The 20,212-nt window shown below is 49.6% G+C and carries 15 protein-coding genes and 1 pseudogene; 4 read left to right on the forward strand and 12 right to left on the reverse strand.

The window, feature by feature from the left end:
* The coding region (locus DXY38_RS07340; RefSeq protein ID WP_206749678.1) for an autotransporter-associated beta strand repeat-containing protein at positions 1–6,193 on the reverse strand (6,193 nt) is incomplete at its 3' end.
* 319 nt (positions 6,194–6,512) lie between these two features.
* Positions 6,513–7,070: pseudogene (locus DXY38_RS07345) on the reverse strand (lycopene cyclase family protein); the annotation flags it as partial.
* A 117-nt stretch (positions 7,071–7,187) separates the two neighbouring features.
* On the opposite strand from DXY38_RS07345, the gene DXY38_RS07350 reads away from it, so the two are divergent.
* The 3 genes from DXY38_RS07350 to DXY38_RS07360 all read left to right on the forward strand — a co-directional run bounded on the left by DXY38_RS07350 (position 7,188) and on the right by DXY38_RS07360 (position 8,884).
* Positions 7,188–7,565 carry a hypothetical protein gene (locus tag DXY38_RS07350; RefSeq protein ID WP_115071087.1) on the forward strand — a complete coding sequence of 126 codons (378 nt, stop codon included), beginning with the start codon at positions 7,188–7,190 and terminating at the stop codon, positions 7,563–7,565.
* Between the two features lie 137 nt (positions 7,566–7,702).
* Positions 7,703–8,077, forward strand: coding sequence for a hypothetical protein (locus DXY38_RS07355; RefSeq protein WP_115071088.1), 375 nt, complete (start codon positions 7,703–7,705; stop codon positions 8,075–8,077).
* Between the two features lie 75 nt (positions 8,078–8,152).
* Positions 8,153–8,884 carry a hypothetical protein gene (locus tag DXY38_RS07360; RefSeq protein ID WP_115071089.1) on the forward strand — a complete coding sequence of 244 codons (732 nt, stop codon included), beginning with the start codon at positions 8,153–8,155 and terminating at the stop codon, positions 8,882–8,884.
* 383 nt (positions 8,885–9,267) lie between these two features.
* On the opposite strand, the gene DXY38_RS07370 is transcribed toward DXY38_RS07360, so the two are convergent.
* The 9 genes from DXY38_RS07370 to dnaG all read right to left on the reverse strand — a co-directional run bounded on the left by DXY38_RS07370 (position 9,268) and on the right by dnaG (position 18,051).
* A complete protein-coding gene (locus tag DXY38_RS07370) occupies positions 9,268–9,807 on the reverse strand; it encodes a hypothetical protein (RefSeq protein ID WP_115071091.1) in 540 nt (179 codons plus the stop codon).
* A 1-nt stretch (position 9,808) separates the two neighbouring features.
* Positions 9,809–10,177, reverse strand: coding sequence for a hypothetical protein (locus tag DXY38_RS07375; protein WP_136988054.1), 369 nt, complete (start codon positions 10,175–10,177; stop codon positions 9,809–9,811).
* 75 nt (positions 10,178–10,252) lie between these two features.
* Positions 10,253–10,987 carry a hypothetical protein gene (locus DXY38_RS07380; RefSeq protein ID WP_136988056.1) on the reverse strand — a complete coding sequence of 245 codons (735 nt, stop codon included), beginning with the start codon at positions 10,985–10,987 and terminating at the stop codon, positions 10,253–10,255.
* A 50-nt stretch (positions 10,988–11,037) separates the two neighbouring features.
* Positions 11,038–12,972 carry a hypothetical protein gene (locus tag DXY38_RS07385; RefSeq protein WP_115071094.1) on the reverse strand — a complete coding sequence of 645 codons (1,935 nt, stop codon included), beginning with the start codon at positions 12,970–12,972 and terminating at the stop codon, positions 11,038–11,040.
* Positions 12,972–13,142: a hypothetical protein gene (locus DXY38_RS13680; protein ID WP_170952888.1), complete on the reverse strand. Its 171-nt coding sequence runs from the start codon at positions 13,140–13,142 to the stop codon at positions 12,972–12,974. Before DXY38_RS13680 ends, DXY38_RS07385 begins: the two co-directional genes overlap by 1 nt.
* 72 nt (positions 13,143–13,214) lie before the next feature.
* A complete protein-coding gene (locus DXY38_RS07390) occupies positions 13,215–14,807 on the reverse strand; it encodes a tyrosine-type recombinase/integrase (RefSeq protein ID WP_136988058.1) in 1,593 nt (530 codons plus the stop codon).
* Between the two features lie 73 nt (positions 14,808–14,880).
* Positions 14,881–15,138, reverse strand: a complete 258-nt coding sequence (locus DXY38_RS07395) for a hypothetical protein (protein WP_006852868.1) — start codon at positions 15,136–15,138, stop codon at positions 14,881–14,883.
* Between the two features lie 448 nt (positions 15,139–15,586).
* Positions 15,587–15,787: a hypothetical protein gene (locus DXY38_RS07400; RefSeq protein ID WP_115071096.1), complete on the reverse strand. Its 201-nt coding sequence runs from the start codon at positions 15,785–15,787 to the stop codon at positions 15,587–15,589.
* A gap of 182 nt (positions 15,788–15,969) precedes the next feature.
* On the reverse strand, positions 15,970–18,051 hold the full coding sequence (dnaG, locus tag DXY38_RS07405; protein WP_115071097.1) for a DNA primase: 2,082 nt from the start codon (positions 18,049–18,051) through the stop codon (positions 15,970–15,972).
* 104 nt (positions 18,052–18,155) lie between these two features.
* On the opposite strand from dnaG, the gene DXY38_RS07410 reads away from it, so the two are divergent.
* Positions 18,156–19,070, forward strand: a complete 915-nt coding sequence (locus tag DXY38_RS07410) for a DMT family transporter (protein ID WP_115071098.1) — start codon at positions 18,156–18,158, stop codon at positions 19,068–19,070.
* An 18-nt stretch (positions 19,071–19,088) separates the two neighbouring features.
* Here the strand turns inward: DXY38_RS07410 and DXY38_RS07415 are convergent, their stop codons facing one another.
* Positions 19,089–19,529, reverse strand: a complete 441-nt coding sequence (locus DXY38_RS07415; RefSeq protein ID WP_244279050.1) for a hypothetical protein — start codon at positions 19,527–19,529, stop codon at positions 19,089–19,091.
* Between the last annotated feature and the right edge of the window lie 683 nt (positions 19,530–20,212).

The raw sequence follows: 20,212 nt of genomic DNA on the forward strand, positions 1-20,212 counted from the left end.
GCGAATTTGGACTCAAAGCTTGATCAGCGCTGGCTTTTAGGACGCCGCCACGAATCAATGTAGGAGAAGAGTACTGATTTAATCCGCCTAAAGTAAGAGTGTCATTGAAGGAGCCATCTTTGATCAACGCACCTGAACTTTCAGGAACATCTTCAATCACACCATCAAAGTCACCTCCCGAAACAGATAAGATTCCGCCAGGTAAATCTGCTGTGCAGGGATTGGATTCATCTTCAGGGCAAACTGTACCAAGTTTCACAATGCCTGGATCAGAAACAGAACGACTACCTCCAGATAGTCCCAGAATTTTATTGTCATAACCATCAAGATCAAGAACACCTCCAGGTTCAATTGTGATCTCAGAGGAAGGGCTCAATGCAAGAGAATTTCCTGCCTTTAATTCACCTCCACTTTGAATCGTTGTAGAGCCTGTGTAACTGCTTTTACCATTGAGTAATGTATTACCAGAAGTACTCAATGAAGCATTTCCATGGATGCCATCTGTAACTTCCAATTCAGAATCAATATTTTGAACTTGTAAAGCACTATCAGTATTTGTGCCTTCAATGCGGGCAAAGGCGGCACGTTGCACCGTCTTCTGTTGCTTACCACGGCGAGTAATCTCAACAGGGGCAATCATGGCAATTCCGTATCCCGTAAAATCAGGAAAAAAACCAATCTCATCAAGTTCTTCTGCTGTACGGCGCCCACTTTTAATCAAACGCTCTTTGACTTGGGGATCATCAACACCATTCACGGCATAACTCCAAGTACCTCCGCGTTGCTCCATGGAATCAAACCCCGTAATCGCTCCCACAATGAGCTCACCACTACCATCGTCATCGTTCCCTAAGAGCAAACGATCATTGGTGACACCCCTTGATTGACCAGGAGATCCTTCAATCAAGATTGCATGCAAGTTTCCATTACGTACCTCAATCGTGTTGGAAGACCCACGACCTAAAGCAATCACGCCAGCATCAAGCGTTGCTCCAGAGTCAATCTGCACAAATTGATCTTGTTTCTGTCCCGTTAATCCAATGCAAAGAGTATCTTGCGTGAAAATTTTCCCATCCCCCTGAACTCGACATTCACCACCTTGGGGAAATTCCCAATCCCCATCGGCATCCATCTTGATCGCCGCCCAATTCACCAAATCACTGGATTGCACACCAGGATCGGCGTAGGCTTTGAAAATATTCAATCCTGAAATCGCACGACGATCATCTCCAGGCCGCCACCGGCTGGTATCCAAAGGTTCACCGCCATCAATGAGCGATCCATTGGCAATTTGAAATGTGCCCTTGGTTAGAACAAGATCGTTGCCACCCTTGAAATCAATGCCACCCTTGAAATCAATGCCTTGAGGTCCAGACGTCGCAACAAGACCCGTATTGATCAACACATCATTGGCATCGCTTAGTTCTATCGAGTTCGCACGAATTAAGGCAAGTTTTTCGGAATCAGCATCACGTAAGGAGAGATTCAGCAGAGCATGGCCGGCATCACCGGTGCTCTTGAATCTGAGATCACCGGTGAGATCAATCGATCCACCAAGATTCTTCAGGCTGCCTTGGGCTTTGATCTTGCGCAGAGGTGAATCGACAGGGATCTGAGAACCTCTACGCTCAGTCACACGATCCAGGAAGCGGGTCATCCCGTCTTCCATCTGGATCGAATCAAGGTTGATATCACCACGATTCACAATGCTCTGGGACACCAGAGAGGAACCCGAGTCGCCCGTTATCAATCCTTGGTCACGAATCACCAAGCGATGAATATCCTGTGCGCCTGTTATATCAATGCTCGCATCACGCCCAATGAACGTTTTCGAGACCGGACTCAGTGCACCTTGGTTGAGAGCATTAAGCGTTGCACCACGAGCAACAATGGTTGTGCCTGAATAATCACTCTTACCACTCAGATTAACTCTGGCTTGCTGATCGGAATCAGATTCTTTTTTGAAGGCGTTAGCAACAAGCAGTGATGCTCGAGACCGATCATTTTCAGTAATGCCATTTGCAATATTCAGTGTTCCCGAAACAGCAATCGCAGCTCGGTCCTGAACGTCTCGCTCTGGATCAGTTCCTTCACGTTCCTGAGCTTCAATGCTGGCGAATGAGGCGACCTCACCTGCCTCAACACGAACAAGGCCCAACGCCTTCAAATCAGCATGGCCCATATCACCTGAATACGACCATAATCCACCCTTCTGATTGATCGTTTGGAAGCCATATAGTTTGCCAACATCGAGAGAGCCTGATGCAAATGTTGGCTGGTCTCCACTGGCAAAGGATTCAATGGGGGCTCCCAGCTCAATCGAGTTTTTGAAGGCTGACATGGGATTCCCGTAAATCAGCCCAGCGTCCAGACTGCCTTCACCCAACTCAAGCTTGGAGCCACTGCTGGAATAGAAAGCGATCGCCGCAGCTGTTGTTTGGCTTTCAGCCGTGCCTTCAGAGTTAATCGTAAGAACTTGCGGGCTGCCCAGGCTGCGGCCCAGCATTAAGCCGTACTCACCCTCGGGCGGAGCACCTTCAGCCTGATCAACTGCGAACGATGGCTTCTCACCGAAATAAGCAACACCCTGCCCAACGACGCCAACGACCGGAAAATTTTGAATTTTGAGCGATTCATCCAAAGACTCAACAGCCAAATTCTGGCCATCGGAGCTGCTGGTCTCATCTGATGAATCAGCGGATGAGACCAACTTGAGGAGTTGACCAGAGACATCCAAGAACACGTCTTCACCAGCACCGCCATCGAGAGTCAACGACTCCTCTGATGAACCTACGGGATCAATCGATCCTCCAGCATCCACGACCATCAAGTCATTACCGCCACCGAGATCAAACGTGCTGTTTGTTGACAGAACAAGAGATCCTTGAACATCGAGATAATCAGCCTGGTTGCTACCTGAAACAGCTTCGCTATTTGCAGCCTTTAGCTCCAGTGTTGCGTCTGAGTTAATGCGAACAGAGCCACCACTTCCGCGGTCAGCAACCAGAGCAAGAGTGTGAAATTCATTCACACCAGCGATTTCAAGGACTCTAGAGCCCTCAGCATTCAAGGCGGCGTAATCTAAATCAATACCGGAAATATCACGCACAACCCCACCAGCAGTGGAACGCACTGTTGTTGAAGCAATCGAACCATTCCTGAGTTCTCCACCCTCCAGAACAATTGAATTTAGATTGCCTTGATCAGTTCCACCAAGGTCGAGAATTCCCTGGTTTTCTACTATTATTTTGCCTGAAGCCACAGCATTTTCCGCAGCTGTGCGAAGCGTGCCTTGGCTGACTGTTGTCAAGCCTTTGTATGTATTTCCGCCGGAGAACGTGGTCGTTCCCGTTCCAACCTTGGTGAATCCACCATCACCTGAGATCACACCTGAGACTTCCGTATCCGTATCCAATCCACCGGCTGTCAAGGTCTTGCCAGAGGCAATCTGAATCGAACCGGCACCTGCGAGGGAACCGATCGTGTCGGTTTCGTTGACCTGATAGATGCCTTTGGTGTCAACACTCACAGGAGTGAAGTCACTTAAAACACCATTGACAATCAGCTTGCCGCCCTGGATGTCAGTGGCACCGGTGTAGTCACTTTCACCGGATAGGGTTGCAGTCCCATCAGTATTGGTCAAGGAGACCATTGTTTTACCTGCATCCTGCTTGATTCCATCGGCAACATTCAACGTTCCACTGTTGACAAAGGAAACACCAGCAGAATTGCCCGCATCACCCCAGAACCGAATGGTTCCAGCAATATCAAGAACACCACTGTTATCAATTTCCCCACCCTTATTTCTATAGTTTAGCCGGCTAGCTGTAATAGAGCCTGAATTATCCAGGGAGACCCCTTTCATCCAAAATTGCTCTGACAACGCAATCGAACCAGCATTATCGATGGTTGCATTGGCATTACCAGAGTTATTTTGGCGCGACTGATCAAATAATTTTGAGCTAATCTCACCCCCAGCGTCGTTAACAAGCGAACCAGTGATAGAGAAACTTTCCGCAGCTCTAATACTGCCTGAATTAATAGTTATCGCTTGCTGGTTATTGATCTGCTCGAAAATATTTGTAGCAATGGAACCCGCATTATTCAATACAATATCGGCGCTACCTGAGTTGTCTTTGATAAAAAGCTTGCCTTTGTTACTTCCCTCGAAATCAACTGTGCCACCCTTGTCAACGAAAAGCCTCTTAATCCGATCAGCACCACTGCTGCCATTGCCTGCAAAAACCAAAGAGGCACCATTAGAGACAGTGACCAAGCTTGAATCTTGAAGAGTAGCCTCTCTGCTAAGCACAAGGTGACCACTTTGAATCAAGGTTGGGCCTTGATATTTATTCGTTGCATCATTTGTCGGAGCCATGACAAGAGTGCCTGAACCGACTTTCGTAAAACCACCCTCACCTTCTATGGAAGCCCTGAGGGGCCTATCTGAACCCAAACCATCCGCTGAAAGAATTTGACCATCAGCCACATAGATCCTTGCCCAAGTAGAACCTGGATCTTTAGAGCTTATCGACCCAACTCTATCGGTCTTGTTAACTGCATAGGCTGTGTATCCACCAAGAATAACGTTAGTTGAGTCTGAAAGAGTACCATTGACCTCGAGTCTTAATTCAGTATTTCCAGTCGAGTTCGTGTCTAAAACTGTATCCCCCGCATAAGTATTCTCACCATCGAGAATGATTTTTCTAAGATGAAATTTTTGACCATTACCATCCTTAAAAGAAGCCTTTAAGTAACCCTGTCCTGTGATATTTCCTTTCACAAGCACTTCTGTTCCATTCCCCACCCTGCCCGCATCTAATTCGTTAAATTCCAAACCCGAATCAACACCTTCCAAATGCACATCCCATACCCCTGGAGAAGCATTGGGACTACTAGCCGCACCAAACCCAAGAATCGAATCCTCAGCAACAACAAATTTTCCATCTAGAACTGGTGCTCTTTTGTTAAGCAGAGATACTTTTCCACCTGCAATTTTGATGGTTCCTTCACCATCAAAATTACCTGAATAGGATTTATTTGTATCAACATTCAAGACCAAAGAAACATCTTTGCCGATCGCTGAATAGGTCTCATCACTTGCACTAGTCAGCTTGAAGTCTGATGTGTTGACGGTCAGAGACCCCTCAGAACCAGAGGTAGCGAGAATGCCATCCTTCAACTCCAGGCCACCTTGGATCTTGATGGAATGGCCACCAAGATCCAAGGTGGCATCCCTTTCGATGCGTCCGATGCTTTCGATGACAACCTTTGATTCCGTGGGGATCGCATCAGCCACACCAAGTTTCAGAACACCATCTTGAATATAAACATCTCCATCGTACGCAAAAGTGCCAGTCCCTTTTAAAACAGTTGTTTGAGGCCCGGTCTTCACAAGGCCACCCGATCCTTCCACACGAGCGTTGTCCTGGACCTCAAACGAAGTGAACTTGTCCTCAATGATGAGATTGCCACCAAGGTTTAACTTTCCTTGATCCTCAACCTTTAGTGAGGTGTATTCACCAGAAAACTTTTCATCGTCTGTTGAGCAAGACTTAGTTTCCGGAACCTTGACACCGGAACCATCTTTCTGGAAGCATGATACGCCTTCTTCACCACCACCGATTTCTTCAATCGAAGCCGGATTAACTACATTAACGTAGAAGTCTCTCTCATTCCCTTGATTGGAAACAGAGTTACTGAACCTAATAGCAACCCCTCCAGGATTGGCACTCTTAAGCTCTATACATCCATCGCCAACACAATTTATTTCAACTCCAGAAAACAACGTATCCTGATTCAGGATACTTTTGAAGTCTTCCATCCTCCCATATACCTCAATAACGTCACCATCAGACTCCTTAAAATGCTCATCCCAATTTCCATACAAATCAAGACCAGGCTTGCCGCCAGTTGACTTAAAATTTTCAATATCAAATGCTCGATCAGTTACATCTGTGTTAAGGACTTTCCAGACATTTACTACTGGATCAAAGGAGCTATCTGGATACCCCCCAAGCCGACAGTCTTCTGGGTTGGCATAACACACATGCAATAAATTAATTTGCATTGAAGCACCGTTATTCTTATTCCCTTCACCCTCAACGGTGCCCTTGTAATCAGGCGCTTCTGAAAACCATCCCCGGATCTGATTGACCTGCGCATTCGCCGGAATGCATCCAGATCCAGCCACAAAAGCTAAAGAAATAGAGGCAGAGAAAAGCCACTTAGTCGTACTTACCTTATTGATTGAGCATCTCCAATTAACTATTCTAAGCAACATCCCATGCTTAATCAACAGCCAATGATCCCGATCGAGCAATTCTCATGATTCTCACCTGAGACTTTAGATTTACTTTTCTTTCGCAGCAACGCACTCAATCTGCACTTGATCCGTCAGGCTTTAGAAGATCCGAACGTCCTTCATCGCCTCGGTTCGTCCACGCCTGGATCAACAACCAGCAGGGCACAAGCAGAGGCTGAGCTGCATCAGTAGGAACTCATGCTTTTTCTTAGCGCGGTGCCCCCAACACCAACCCTCTCCGCACATCCCACGGTGAGATCGCAAACAGGCGCAGCATCACAGCCATCAGCTGCGGCAACGGCAACGTGTTGGTGAGGAAGCCATTCCAATCGTCTTGCGATAGCTGAAAAAAGCTGGTGAAGTGTCGGCGCAACAGCCGTTCATCGAAACCCATCAAACGGCTTAAACCAAACTGAAACAGGCGATGGCGCAACACCAACTCCATTGGCCACAGCGCTTGCCAGCCCACACGCGCCAGAGCTGCAGATCCCATTGCTGGTTGCTCTTTTAAAGCCGCGGCCAAGGCTTCCGCTAACCCTGGCCCGCGTCTTAACAGCGCTCCCACCATGTAGCCAGAAGCCGGATGCACCATGCTCGCCGCTCCGCCAAAGGCCAACAGCGGCTGATTGAAATCAGGCAGCGGCAAGTTCATCGGAAACAAGCAATGCTCAACATCAATCACTTCGGTGATTGCATTTCCCGCCTTGGTCAAGCGTTGCTCTAGGCGTTGCTTCAACTCAGCTTCCTGAACCGCCGGAGCTACAGCCTTATGACAAGCAGAGATATATCCATGATCTTGAGTATCGAATGATGATCGACTTTGAAAACGAAGGCGAACGCCATCAACGCTTGCTCCATTTACTTCACGCATATCCATATCCCAATGACTGTCTTCAATCTCACAGCAAAACTCAATCATCCTGAAGCACCTGACCTCTACAAAGATTGCTTCTTCTACGACGACCCGAGGCTTGGCATTGTTGCTGAGCCTCTCATTCACATCACCACTGCTGCTATTCAAAGGCTGTTAGCTCCTGCTCAACCTCAGCAGATACAACTGATCTTCAGCACTGAGAAGCAAGCTGACTGGGGTGGTGTCATTACCCAGCTGACATTTGTGGACGGTGATGCAGACGGCAGTACATATCAGGTAATGCCTGTTGGTGACAGCACTGCTAATCCACTATCTGTCTGGCTATGTGCCCACCTAACTGATTACTTTGACAAGCCTCCCCTAAAGTTCTACTGCTCTATTAGTTAGTAAATGCTAGGCATCGCATCTGTTTGGGTATAGGTCAGATGCGTGTAAGTCCTAATCTTTTTTACTGAAGACCATTAACATCCGCCCCTTATCAGGGGCTTTTTATTTCAAGTGTTCTTTATTGAGAATCATTCTCAATGACTACACTCTCTACCCGCATCATTGAACCTCGCTTGCTCGATCACGGCAAACTCTTGCTTACCTCAGGTATACAGCACTGGCTTGTTACGGGTATCGAACCTTGGGCCGATGCACCTAAGGAAGATGTCTTCGATGAGACATGGCGTCGTCACTATCTAAGTGTGATCGTCACCTCCCACATTCATGGTGATGCAGGTGATACCGATGACCAAGATCATCTGTTGAACTTCGAAGCCTTCGCAAATCCAGGCGACGGCTTTCGTGTCTTCACTGTCTGGGATCGCAACAAGGTGGGCAAGATCTACGCCATCACCTCTGACTACGGTGGACCCGATGCCTATCTAACAGTCATGTTTGCTGGAGAATATTGAGTAACACCTGCCCCTTAACAGGGGCTTTTTTTATTTGTGTTCTCTTAATCGGGAACATCCTTTGTCAAATATCTAATGACTTTATCTATTGTTCCAACTGATTCCAGTGGTATCAACAATCTTGCCGAAGGTCTTTCAGGCTTTCTTGATCCTGCTGAAGAAGCACTTCAAGAAACAATGATGACCACGTTATTCATCGGAGGTGCTTGTCCCGAAAGCAATGGAAGGGCTAGCTATTTACTGATGGATGACGGGTCAAAGATGTGGGTTCCTAACTCGCTGCGTTGCTGGCTCGTTGATTTAAAAATCGTCGAGCAGCGTTATGAGAGTTTCGATCCGATCGACAAACTTCTCATCCGTGTGACAGCGGTTGATGGCTCCAGCTACATCTATCGAACCAGCCTCAACAGCTGGACTGCAACTTCTTTCTTGCAGAACTTCAGGCACATGACACGCAAGCAGTTGTCCGATCAAGTCACCATCACTCTCGTTCCCAAAGGTAGAGCTACTTTTGTGAACGTTATGTATTGCGAAGGCGGTGCATTCCATCGTGTTGAAATACCGAAGAGTGAATTCGGCTCAGGCAAGATGGGTTACGACGCGATGCTTGATGCCATCAGTTATACCAACGGGACTGCCCAGGACAACGATGACTCAGCTTTGATTGAAGCGCAAGTTTCAACAGAGGAGGAGCCTTTCGATCCTGGTGAGGACTTGGATGAATTGATTGATGAAATCAAATCGACCAAGCTCCCTGCCAGACGCAAGCGCTCCTCAGTTGCGGAAGCACTATCGACCAACGTTTAAACCCCTTGCCCTCGCCCTATCGGCGGGGGTTTTTCTGCTTTTCTGTATAACCCCGCTACCAATAGCAAGATTGGTTGCACTTTTGTAGCACTACAAACATCAGAGGTGTAAACGCTGGCGCTATAAGAGATTTGTAGTCACCACTACACACAACGTTCACCTCACTTTGTGAGGCGCAGACTCGCCAGGCCACGGAACGGGGACCTGGATTTCTGAGGAACCTCAAATGACTCTCACCTACCGTGGTAAGCAGTATGTCCAGCACAAAGGTGCTGGTTTTGATTCAACTAAAAAGGCACCCTTGACCTATCGCGGCGTGTCATACGCCAAGTGATCTAAGGATTTCAAGTCAATCAGCTCTCGCTTAACAGCGGGGGCTTTTTTTATTTCTCATCTAGATCCAGGCGTAGCTGCTCTGTATCACTGTCATCAATAGGCACGCCGTTACCTTCCTCGTCCGTGAAATGCCAACCCATACGCCTGCCTCTAAGAACAGCTGAGTAATGACTAGTCAGCGTTGCCAGCTGATCAGCAGCTGACTGTATGGCAACAGCATGATCGGAGATTGAATCTGCTAGTTGCATTCCCCACTGGGTTTCTTCTGAAAGACACTGCATCTCTTGCCTGGCCTGACTTTCTGATTGTTGCTGCAGCATCTTGGTGGCAATGAGGATCACACCAACTAATGCATCTTGCTTCCCCACGCCTGCCTCATAGTCATTGACGCAGCCAGTAGATTCGCAGTAATCGATGAACTGAAGTGACTGAAGTTTGATGGCATCAAACATCTCTTCTGTCGCCAAGTCGTAGACGTATTTCATCTTCTTGGCTTGTGGCATTGCTTCTACCACCTGCTTCACTTCTGCTTCAGTCGTGCATCCCTTCGTTCGCAACCGAAGCTCCCTCTTCACTTCACTTTCCATATCAATAGATCACGACGTTGCCGTTGGAATCGATTGTCTGACGCTGACCTTCAGTGACTACTGAGTAGTTGGGATTAGTTGATGCCACTTGAGCAGCCACATTAAAGTCGGGGGTCATCAGAAAATACAGCGGGTCTGCCTGTCTTCCTGATGACATCTGCACTTGTTGTGCTGCTGCGTTCTGACTGTATGCATCTTGTAGTTTCTGCTCAGCACTTATGTATGTGCCTGGTGCATCAGGCTGTGACTGTGAAATTGTCACGCCATCTTGCTGACTCATTTCAACTTCACCACGACGCATCATTCCGAGGATCTCTCCTGCTTGTGCATCACTCAATCCCTTTGACTTGAGGTAGGTAGCTGTCTCCATCAGATCCCTGTCACTGAATTGTGTGTTGTATGGGTTTAGCATTTGAATTCTCCTGTGTTTAGTTAGTAACTGTTATTAGTAAGCAGAGCCTGCTCGAAGTTCCATGTTGACCTGCTCGGTTGCGATCCTTTGAGCCTGGTCATATGGCATAGGTGCCACTGAACCATCACTGCGTTGGATGGGCTGCTGCATCAACTCACCTACTCTCTGGTCGATCATCTGCTGAACGCCGAATTGTGAGTACTCCGTAGGCTGCATTGCGATGTCTTGCTCGCCTCTGAGCTGTGCAATTTCATCTTCAGCTAGTGCTGCCAGCATGTTCTCACTACCAACAATCTGCCTTGCTGCTGCAACGTTGTTCCTTGCTTCAGCTAGTGGGTCAAGTCCTACTGTTCCACTGCCACCGATGTTGTTAGCCATCCGTCCTGCAATAGCAAGTGGGTCAGTAGGTAGGTAATCATTGGCCTGATTACTGTATGCCTTTAGTCCCTCGATACCAACGACACCAGCGCCTGCACCTAGTGCAGTAAGCCCAACCCCTCGTTGGAATGCTGGGTTCGTCAGCATCACTTGTGCATCAACTAAGCGATCAGCCGCTGAGCGCATCGAATCATTCTTCATACCATCAGGCAGTCCTTGCATCATCTGCCTGGCTTGTGCTGCCTTTCGGTTGTCTGCCTTGATGGCTGCTTGCTGTTCTAGTTGCTTTAAATATGCAGCCTGCTCCTTAGGATTAGGTCCTCTAAAGAACCCTCTACCATCAGGTTGCTGTGGTGTCTGGCCTGGGTTTCTATACATACGTGGTGACATGATTGGCTCCGTTAATTAAATTCTATTGATTGTTTATGTAGCTTGTGGGATTAGAACTGAATCATCGATTGTTGTTCCTCCTCTTTCTTCTTAGCGTTACGCTTACCGATTTCACTTTCAATAGCATCAAACTTTTGCGATGCCCATTGTTGTGTACCTATTGCTTTGTCAGCTTGAGCACGGCGGTCTTCATCAATCAACTGATCTACTAATGCCTGCTGTTGCAGCATCTTTGTGTTCAGTGATTGCTGTTGTGAACGCTTGTTGAAACCAGTACGTGACTTGTCCTTCTCTTGTTGAGCATCAGGATTAGCACGCATGACTTCGTACTTATCTTCTAGCAACTGCTTGGCATTTGCTTTATAGACATCGTAGTCAACGCCTGGATTATTCTCTGCAAAGTTCCTGCGTCTGCGTTCATCTTCAATGCTGTTACCTGTAAGTTCACCAGCAGCTAAACCAGTCATCCCTCCGCCAAACACAGTGCCAAGGACACGTGCATTGTGCTGCCAGCCGTCGTCCTTATCGAACCCAGCTTGCATGTTGTTGATGAACTGATTACCTGGATGTGCTTGTGTCCTTGAGCCATCACGTTGACGAGGTAGAACTTCAGGAACAAATGCCCCTAGCTTTCCAAGGCCTTTACGTGCTTTCACTCCGTCTCTCAATCGAATCGATCCGAGGTTTGTAAGTGCTGCACCACCAGCAGCACCGAGGATTGCACCAGTTGTTCCGAGCAGCGTGTCATTAACAGGCAATGTCTTACCCATGAATGAAACCTCAGCACCCCTAATGCCATCTGGGTTTGTCTTCAGCAGACCGCCAAGGTTGAGCTTGCCATCATCAAAAGGATTGAGATCGACATCACGATCCCTCAAGTAGCCCTTGTACTTCTGGTATTCACCGTAGGTAACATCAGGTCTTTCAAGTAGAAAGTCTTCTGCCTCTAGTAAGCGGCCCTCGCGTCCAGTTATATACTTGGCAGCGACTTCTGCTACTACATTGTCTGTAGAGAATGGATCATCATCTTTAGGCACGGTCATTGCATAGCCTTCATTCCGACCGAGTAATCCGATACCACTATTGATTGCTACACCTGCTGGTATCAATGTTGCAGCGGTTACTAAATTCGGATTGAATCGTCTCTTCAGAATGCGATTGCTTCTGATCTTCACACCTGGCCTTGTCTGCTTGTAGTTCTGTGGCTGAAGCTTCGCCTCTGCGAGTAACTCATCACGTGCTCGCTTGGTTACATCTGCTTCTAGTGCCTCATCAATCTCTTCAATTAGAGACATATCGAATTCACCTTCAGCTAATGAGGTGAACAACTCTTGTTGATTCTGCTCACGAATCTTCTTGACCCGTGCTTGGAATACCTCGGGATCTAATTGTGGTTCTACATATGCAACCCAATTCTTTTCCTGCGCCTCTTTCAGAGGGACTACTCGGTTCGCAAACAGATCAGGGTTCAGCATTGCTGCTCCCTGTTCGTTGATCACATTCGTAGTTGCTTGTGGTGCGTTGAGTAGCCAATAGATCCCACGCAATCCGTCATTAACTACGTCAGATGCCAATGCACCACCAAGGAATGCACCTTTCCTTGTACGGCTCTGGTTGTGTAACGCCTCTTTGTATTGCTGGAGATTGGCATCGGTGACTTGCTCACCAATTAGCTCCATCGGTGATGGACCGAAGTTCAATCCCGTGTTGGCTCGCCTGATGAACGTCTCATTGTTGATTGCATCAACAGGCAGCCAGCCAAATGCTTTGGGGTCAACTGTCTTTGCTTGACGTGCGGCATCAAAGATCGGTTGCGTTCCAAAGACTTGCGTACCTCGTGGTGGTTCCGACTTGGCTTCGGCATCACGGATTTCCCACAGCAGATCGCGTCTGTCTTCTGGTGTGATGCGGAACCCTTCAGCTAGGCCACGCTTCAGTTCGTCAAGTATCCCGCGCTCTTTTTTCTTGCTCTCTTCGTTAGCCATCACGCAACACCTAATTCAGATGCTTTCTCTGCAATCAACTGACGCACCAGGGCACCGTGACTGCTCAGGTTCAGCTTGCTCATGATCTTTTCTGCCTTGAGCCGCTCTTCTGTCGATGCTCGTTCAGAAATAAAGCTACTACGTTCACTCAATGGATTAACAATCTTCATTTCTATTTGTTCTACCTATCTATCTCTCTATCTTAGCAGACTAAATTGTGCACATTTAATCAATGACAGTGCTTAAGGCAGCCACGATAGATCTACTTTGGTAAGTTGACTGTTCAATTGTTCAGGCATATCATTTAGCAACTTGCCGTAATGTTTCTCGCCAGCTCCTATGGCTTGGTGTCCCGTCAAAGCATTTCGATAATCAATTGGGATCTCAGCTTCTCTCCACATTTGCTTGGCATTATTACGTAGTGAATGCAAGCAAGTCTTCTTCTTTTCCCATATGCCTAGGGCTTGTAAGATCTTTTGGAAATGTTTGCTGTGAGATGCCGTGTGTTGACTGGCATCAGGGAACAATCTGCCATTATGATTACGATCAATAGCGAGTATCCCTGTCTCTAATAATCTCGGAGGCATCGGACAACATCTGTTGTTATCACTCTTCGTTTTCAGCATCATTGGATGAGCACCTGTTGGTTGATACTTCCAATCAATAAACCAAAGTCCTGATGCTGTCTGCTTCAAGTCATATGTCCGCAGTTGCATCGCTTCAGCTAGCCGACAGCCTGTGGTCAACAAAATCCAAGGGATTAAACGGTTATGTGTCCTCCGTTGCCTATTAATCACAGCGAAGATTTTAATTAGCTCATCATTTGAGAAAGCTCGGTAACCACTCTGGTCAATCGCACCAGCTGGTGTAGATATCTTGAACTGATCAAAGGGGTTGCTACTGATGACGCCATCTATCACTCCGATCTTCATCAAATTGCGGAGACAAAGCAGCTTTGTTCGCTGTGTCCCTGGTGCATAGCCACTAATGCTCTGCAACCACCTGACCCAGGCTCTTGCTTGGTCGATTGTTATCTCACTCGGCGGTTGTTCCGTAATCGCCTGCCTGAATTCCCTGATCGCTGTTTGATATGGACCTTGTCGTTTTTCACTGACCCCGTATCCCACGTTCTCAGTGATGCCACCTGTTGATAGCAGCCAGCCTTCAAACAATTGCTCCCATGTCACCGCTCTAGTGGGCAGAGGTGGGACAACACTCGCAATCTTCGGCTCACTGAAATCCAATGCCGCAAGTTTGGCCATATCGTCTGCCATCACTGGGATATATGTCATCAATGCCTGCCCAATTGCAGCCATATCCGCAGGTGATGGGGTGATTTGCAGTTGATCCAGCACTGGTCGTGCGACTACTGCGAAATCTGCGTCCAATACGCTCGCCATTCCTTGTGTCTTCATCTTCATCACCAGTGCGGCCAGGCATCGCCCGTATTCAGGCGTCATTAACCGCTGATCTGCCGCAGCATTCCTGATATCAAGAAGAACTTGCCCTGCAATACCCGCAATTTCCCTACGTGACAGGGGTAAGTGTCCATCTGGTGCTGTGATTGCCGTGGATTTCCCTGTAAATAAGGCAGCATTTCCCTCTGCTCTTGCTTTTGCCTGCGTAATTAGCTCATCAATCTCCGAATGCACCCGTGCATACGCGGTTAATACAGGAGCACTGCTGCAATCACTGCTATCAACCCCCAATGTCCGGCGGAGTGTGGCTTTACCACCTAGAAATGGACGCAATTCTGGGGGGATTTGACGTGAATATGTGAGCTTGCCAAGGCGATCAAGCTTTAGGTAGCGAAGCAGCTGGTTCTTCCTCGGCACTACTGCTTATAGGACAACGTTTAGGACAACTATATGGACAACTCCAGTCTCTGTCTAGGTTCTCTAGCTATAATCAGACAGGTAATTGTTCAATCGCGACTGCAATCATCTGGGGCGTCACAGGAATCACTTCCAGGGCATCCTGATTATCAAGATAGGAATCGAAGGAGGCGAAACGCTCAATACAGGGATTAGCACCCTCGACAGCACACGCCTCGATCCAATCATTATTTTCAGGCTTCACCACCACAAAGGACTGAAGGGCTTCATCGAGATCGCCACCATCGCCGATTCCTTCTCCATGCCAGATCGCTTCAAAAAATTCAGACATCGCTGAGGAGAGCTGTTCATCCATTATTAGCCATGCAAGATTTCGAGGACTGTTGCAAGCTCTACGCAAGCGCAAACGCCATGGCGTGTGGTAACAGGCCCTGAGATCAGAGCTGCCGCAGCCGTTAGCGCATCGAAGTGGATCCCCCAACATGAAAGTTTGCGGCTGCTCCAGGCTTGAAAGAAGCTGGTCGCTTGCCCATTGCAATGACAAGGTCAACTCGTGATCAATCGAGAAAACTCAATGGGCAAACAAATGATGCTTCAGATTGGTCGTTCACTGATTCCAACAATCAATCAAAGTCGTTAGCACTAGATTTGAGATAGAAACAAAAACTGTTCATGCTCTAGGCAACAATCAGACTCCCACAGCTTCAAGATTGCCAAATAAAAAGCCCTGCTATTCACAGGGCAGATAAGGCTTCAATCCAAGGCAAGAGAGCGCAAACCTATCGCTGGGTCTTCTGGTAAGCCTCCACAGCTATAGCGATGCAATTTTCGTCGGATTGCGTTGCTTCACTGTTTCCAGCAACAGATGCATTGCAGTTCTGAGTGATATGGCTCATCACTGAGTCAGGCACCCCAGGAGAAGCTGTGACAGCAACGGGTGCTGCAAGAGCAACCACGAGTGTGGCGAGCGCAGTTTTCATTGGGCTGAAAGAACACCCTTAATGTCTAGCTGCAAATACACACCACGGCAGCCTCTACAAGCCCACACAGGCGGATCTGCTTCTCTGATGGTCATCTTGAACATCGCTTCGGATCAAATGATACCTTTTGAAGGTGATCGCCTTTGATGGATTCAAGGACCACCAACCCATACACCCATCCATCAAGCCGCTGGCGGTATCGATTCAGGAGGAGTAGCAACAACCACCTCATAGCCAGCACAGCGTTGTTGATCAAGATGCTGAATATGCTTCCTCTCGGAGTAATACAGCTCTTGCAATCGAAGCGCATCCGCATTCAATTGTTCAAACATCTCCTGAATACGACCTTCCATATCCACTCCCTCTGCCGTTGCTGTCTGCTCTTGTTCGTTAGCAATCAGCGAAGCAATGCAACGTTCCAGCGTCTCAAGCCGTTGCCCCCCCCAAGCCTCCAGCAAGTGTCGGCAGCGTTTATGACTCTTTTGCCGCTCCAAAATGGCCGCGGTACCGCGTAACACGTCCATGGGACGCGCCAACGCCAAACGCTGCAGCTCCGCGGGCTCCAAAAGCGGCGTCAACTTGGCCACCAACGCACTGTTTTCCAGCAGCAGCTGATCGGTGAGCAAGCGAGGCAGATCAAGATCGGCTAGTTCATGTCCTGGATCCTTCCCCCGACTGATCGCCTCCAGCCGACCGGAGCCGATGTTGCCTTCTTCAAGATCGGTAATCGCAGACCACAACAGACGATGGTGCTGAAGAGCGAAGTCTTCCAGCTCCCGTTGGCGTAATTCACAACGCACCTGGGAGCGGTGCATCGGACAGTGCAAGTAGATGCGCAAGATCTCGGCTTCACAACGCTCTCGTTGGCTGACTTCACCAGCCTTTTCATGCCGGGCTGAACGTCCATGCCAGCGCTGACCTTGCACCTGTTGGCGTAAATCCTGCTCCAGCTGCAACGCCAATCGGCCTTGACCACCGCTTAACCGCTCCGCAACTTGCTGGAGGTAGTGCGTGCGAATCGCTGATTGAGGCAGCTTCCCTAACAGCTCCACCAACCCGCTAACAGCTTGTTGGAATTGATCAGCCTTGGTCAGATCACGGTCTTCAAGCACCTGTTCGATCTGCCAATCAAGCCAAAGCGGTGCCTGATCCAGCAGGGCGCGATAGTCCCCAGCTCCGTGATCCTTTAAGTACTCATCTGGATCCTTCCCCGAGGGGGTGTGGAGGACTCGCAACTCCAATTGTCCTTGCAGCGCAAGCTGCTCCACCTCACCGATGGCCCGGTTGGCAGCTCGGATCCCCGCACGATCGGCATCAAAGTTGAGAACGATGCGTTTGCCGTCACTGCACCGACAGAGTTGGGTGATTTGCTGTCCGCTGAGGGCGGTGCCCAGCGATGCCACGGCATTGGTGATACCGGCCGCATGCAAGGCAATGACATCGAAATAGCCCTCTACCACCACAGCGCGATCGTCCTTGCGAATCGCATTGGCCGCCTGATCGAGACCAAAGAGGTGCTTGCCTTTTTCAAAGACCTCTGTTTCAGGTGAATTCAGATACTTCGGATCGCTGCCATCGAGACTTCGACCACCAAAGCCAATCACCCGCCCCTGCCGATCGCGAATCGGAACGATGACCCTGCCACGGAAGCGGTCATAAAACCCGTTGCCCCCTTTCCTGGGCACCACCAGACCGGCTGACTCGAGCAACTCCGGCGATAACCCCTCAACGTGTTGAAGATGCTTGAGCAATCCGTCCCACTGATCGGGGGCATAGCCGAGTGCGAAGGTCTCCATCGTGGCGTCGCTCAAGCCACGCTGATCGCGCAGATAAGCCAGGGCCTCCGTGCCCGATGCACTCTTCAGCTGACTACGAAACCAGCCTGAAGCGAGAGCCAAGGCACGATGGAGATGATCACGCCTGGAGAGTTGTTGACGGAGACGCTCCTGTTGAGGACCATCCACCGTTTCCACCGGCAGTTGATAACGACGCGCCAGATCTAGAACAACGTCGCTGAAGCTCTGCCGCTGAAACTCCATCAAAAATTTGATGGAATTGCCGCCCGCTCCGCAGGAGAAGCAGTAATAAAACTGCTTTTGCGGCGATACCGTCATCGACGGCTTGCTGTCGTCATGAAACGGGCAAACGCCAACGAATTCGCGTCCCTTTTTTTTGAGCACCACGTGCTCACCCACCACATCAACGATGTCGGCACGCTCTTTAACAGCGTCGATGGTGCGGGGGTGAAGACGGGGCATCGCCATCACACCATTCTGCGAGGCCCGACGCCGTTCTGGCTGTTCGGCATGATGCGCCATGGGCTGTTTAGCGCGATGCGCCATGGTTGGCAGGTGTCGTCGAAACCACCATGCAGGGGCTGTTAGGCGCGATACGAGGCAGTCAATCCGCTCGAGAGTGGCGAGCCTGCGGAGCCCTGATCGCCTGTGCTTTGGCGTTCAGTTTGATGACCGTTTGCGTAAAACACCTTGGTGGACGGCTGCCCGTGGCGGAAGTGGTGCTGGTGCGCTCCCTCATCAGCATTGCCATCACCCTGGCCATGTTGCGTCGTCTCAAGGTCTCACCGTGGGGAGAGCAACGAGGCTTGTTGTTGGTGCGTGGGGGATTGGGGACTGCAGCCTTGTTGTGCTTCTTTGAGGCCCTGGCTCGGTTACCACTCGCGGCAGCAACCCTGCTGCAATACACCTACCCAACGCTGACGGCACTCGCAGCATGGCTGCTTCTGGGTGAGCCGGTCCGGCGCCGGATCGGCATCGCTGTGTTGTTAGGCCTGTTGGGGGTCATGTTGGTGGTGCAACCACAATGGGTTGGCAGCCCGATGGGGAGCCTGCCAGCCATGGCAGCACTGATTGGCCTAGGTGGCGCCTTGCTAACGGCCCTGGCCTACGTGAGTGTGCGCCAGCTATCGGTACGAGAGCACCCGCTCGTCATCGTCTTCTACTTTCCCTTGGTATCGGTGCCCGCCACCCTGCCCTTGCTCTGGGGGCAAGCCGCGCTTTGGCCCAATCCAACCGAGTGGCTCTGGCTGATCGGGGTTGGATTGTTTACGCAGCTAGGGCAGATCTGGTTAACCGAAGGCCTATCCGCACTACCGGCAGCCCGCGCCACCTCGATCAATTACGTCCAAGTGGTGTTTGCGTCACTGTGGGGCGTGCTGTTTTTTGCAGAACCGATTACGGGCGCCGTGGTGATTGGAGCCTTATGCGTTTTGGGGGCCACGCTGATCAGCCTGAGTGCCAGGAGTGCTCGAAAAGCTGAAACCTGAATGTTTCCGCCTGAACGATCAAGGCGAATCGATGGGCAAGGGATGGGTGATCCAGTCTTGAGAGGTTCCATCGCTCGAACCAACCGGTTGGGCGAGACGCCAACTTTGACCCCGTTCCCCTCGCTCTAAGAACAGCTCGAAAGGACTATCAACACGCACTGAATCAGCAGGAAGCCTCCAATCAAAGCGACCGGTGAGATGGATTCCACGTTGCTCACCGAGGCGAATCGACTCCTGCTCTTCCACGCGCACACGACTCACTTCAGGCACACCAACGGGCTCCAACTCAAGGGAGCGGGCAATCGCTGTTTGAGTTAATTGAATTTGCAGGCCCAGCGCTTTCAGCAAGACGCCTCGTGGAGGTTGGTCGGATGGTCCGCATCCGGTTAATCCAAGGTTTAGAAGCAACACCATGCAAACAACGAAAAAACCTTGCGTGCAGCGCTTGAGCGCTGTCATCCAAACATTCAGGCTTGGCAGGACAGGCGGCATGAGCAGTTGGGGGTGTTCCGTAACCACGGCATAACTTCGCAGTCCTGCCAATTAATACAGAGCACGATAGTTGCCAATTGGATCACGATTGATGGCCATAGAGCAGTGGCGGAGCATAAAAAATCCGCACGAGGCGGACGAATGCTGAAGCATTACTGAGGCAAGACCCAATTACTTTTTCTTGGCAATCCGTACAGATTGAGGATTGAGAGGGCAGGCCAAGGCGTGAAACGGTTTGTGATGACCTTCAAAAATCAAACTCCCCATCGGTTGAGCATGAGCGGTATGGATTTCCATGAGCGAAAGTTTGGCTGCATTCGTTCTACAAACTCGTTGAGCAAGCTGCGATAGGTACAACCGCCCATCCATGCCGTTGCGGGACCACTCTGACAAGGCTGATCAGAGGTTGGAATCAAGAAAAAAGCAATGGTCAGAGGGCATCTAGGGGAACCAATCAAGACACCACCGCTACACAAGAGAGATGCATGTTTGACCGGTTTTCATCATCGCGATGGATTCAGTTTTGCCGTGTTGATGCCTTTCTTCAACAAAACATCGATCAACACTTCTCTGTAGCCATGCGCTGAATCGTCTAGCTGATGAGGCACGCCATTCCTAATTTCGGTGGTTTCTGCTGTGAAGGCAATGCG

The organism is Synechococcus sp. UW179B, assembly GCF_900474245.1.
Taxonomy (GTDB): domain Bacteria; phylum Cyanobacteriota; class Cyanobacteriia; order PCC-6307; family Cyanobiaceae; genus Synechococcus_C.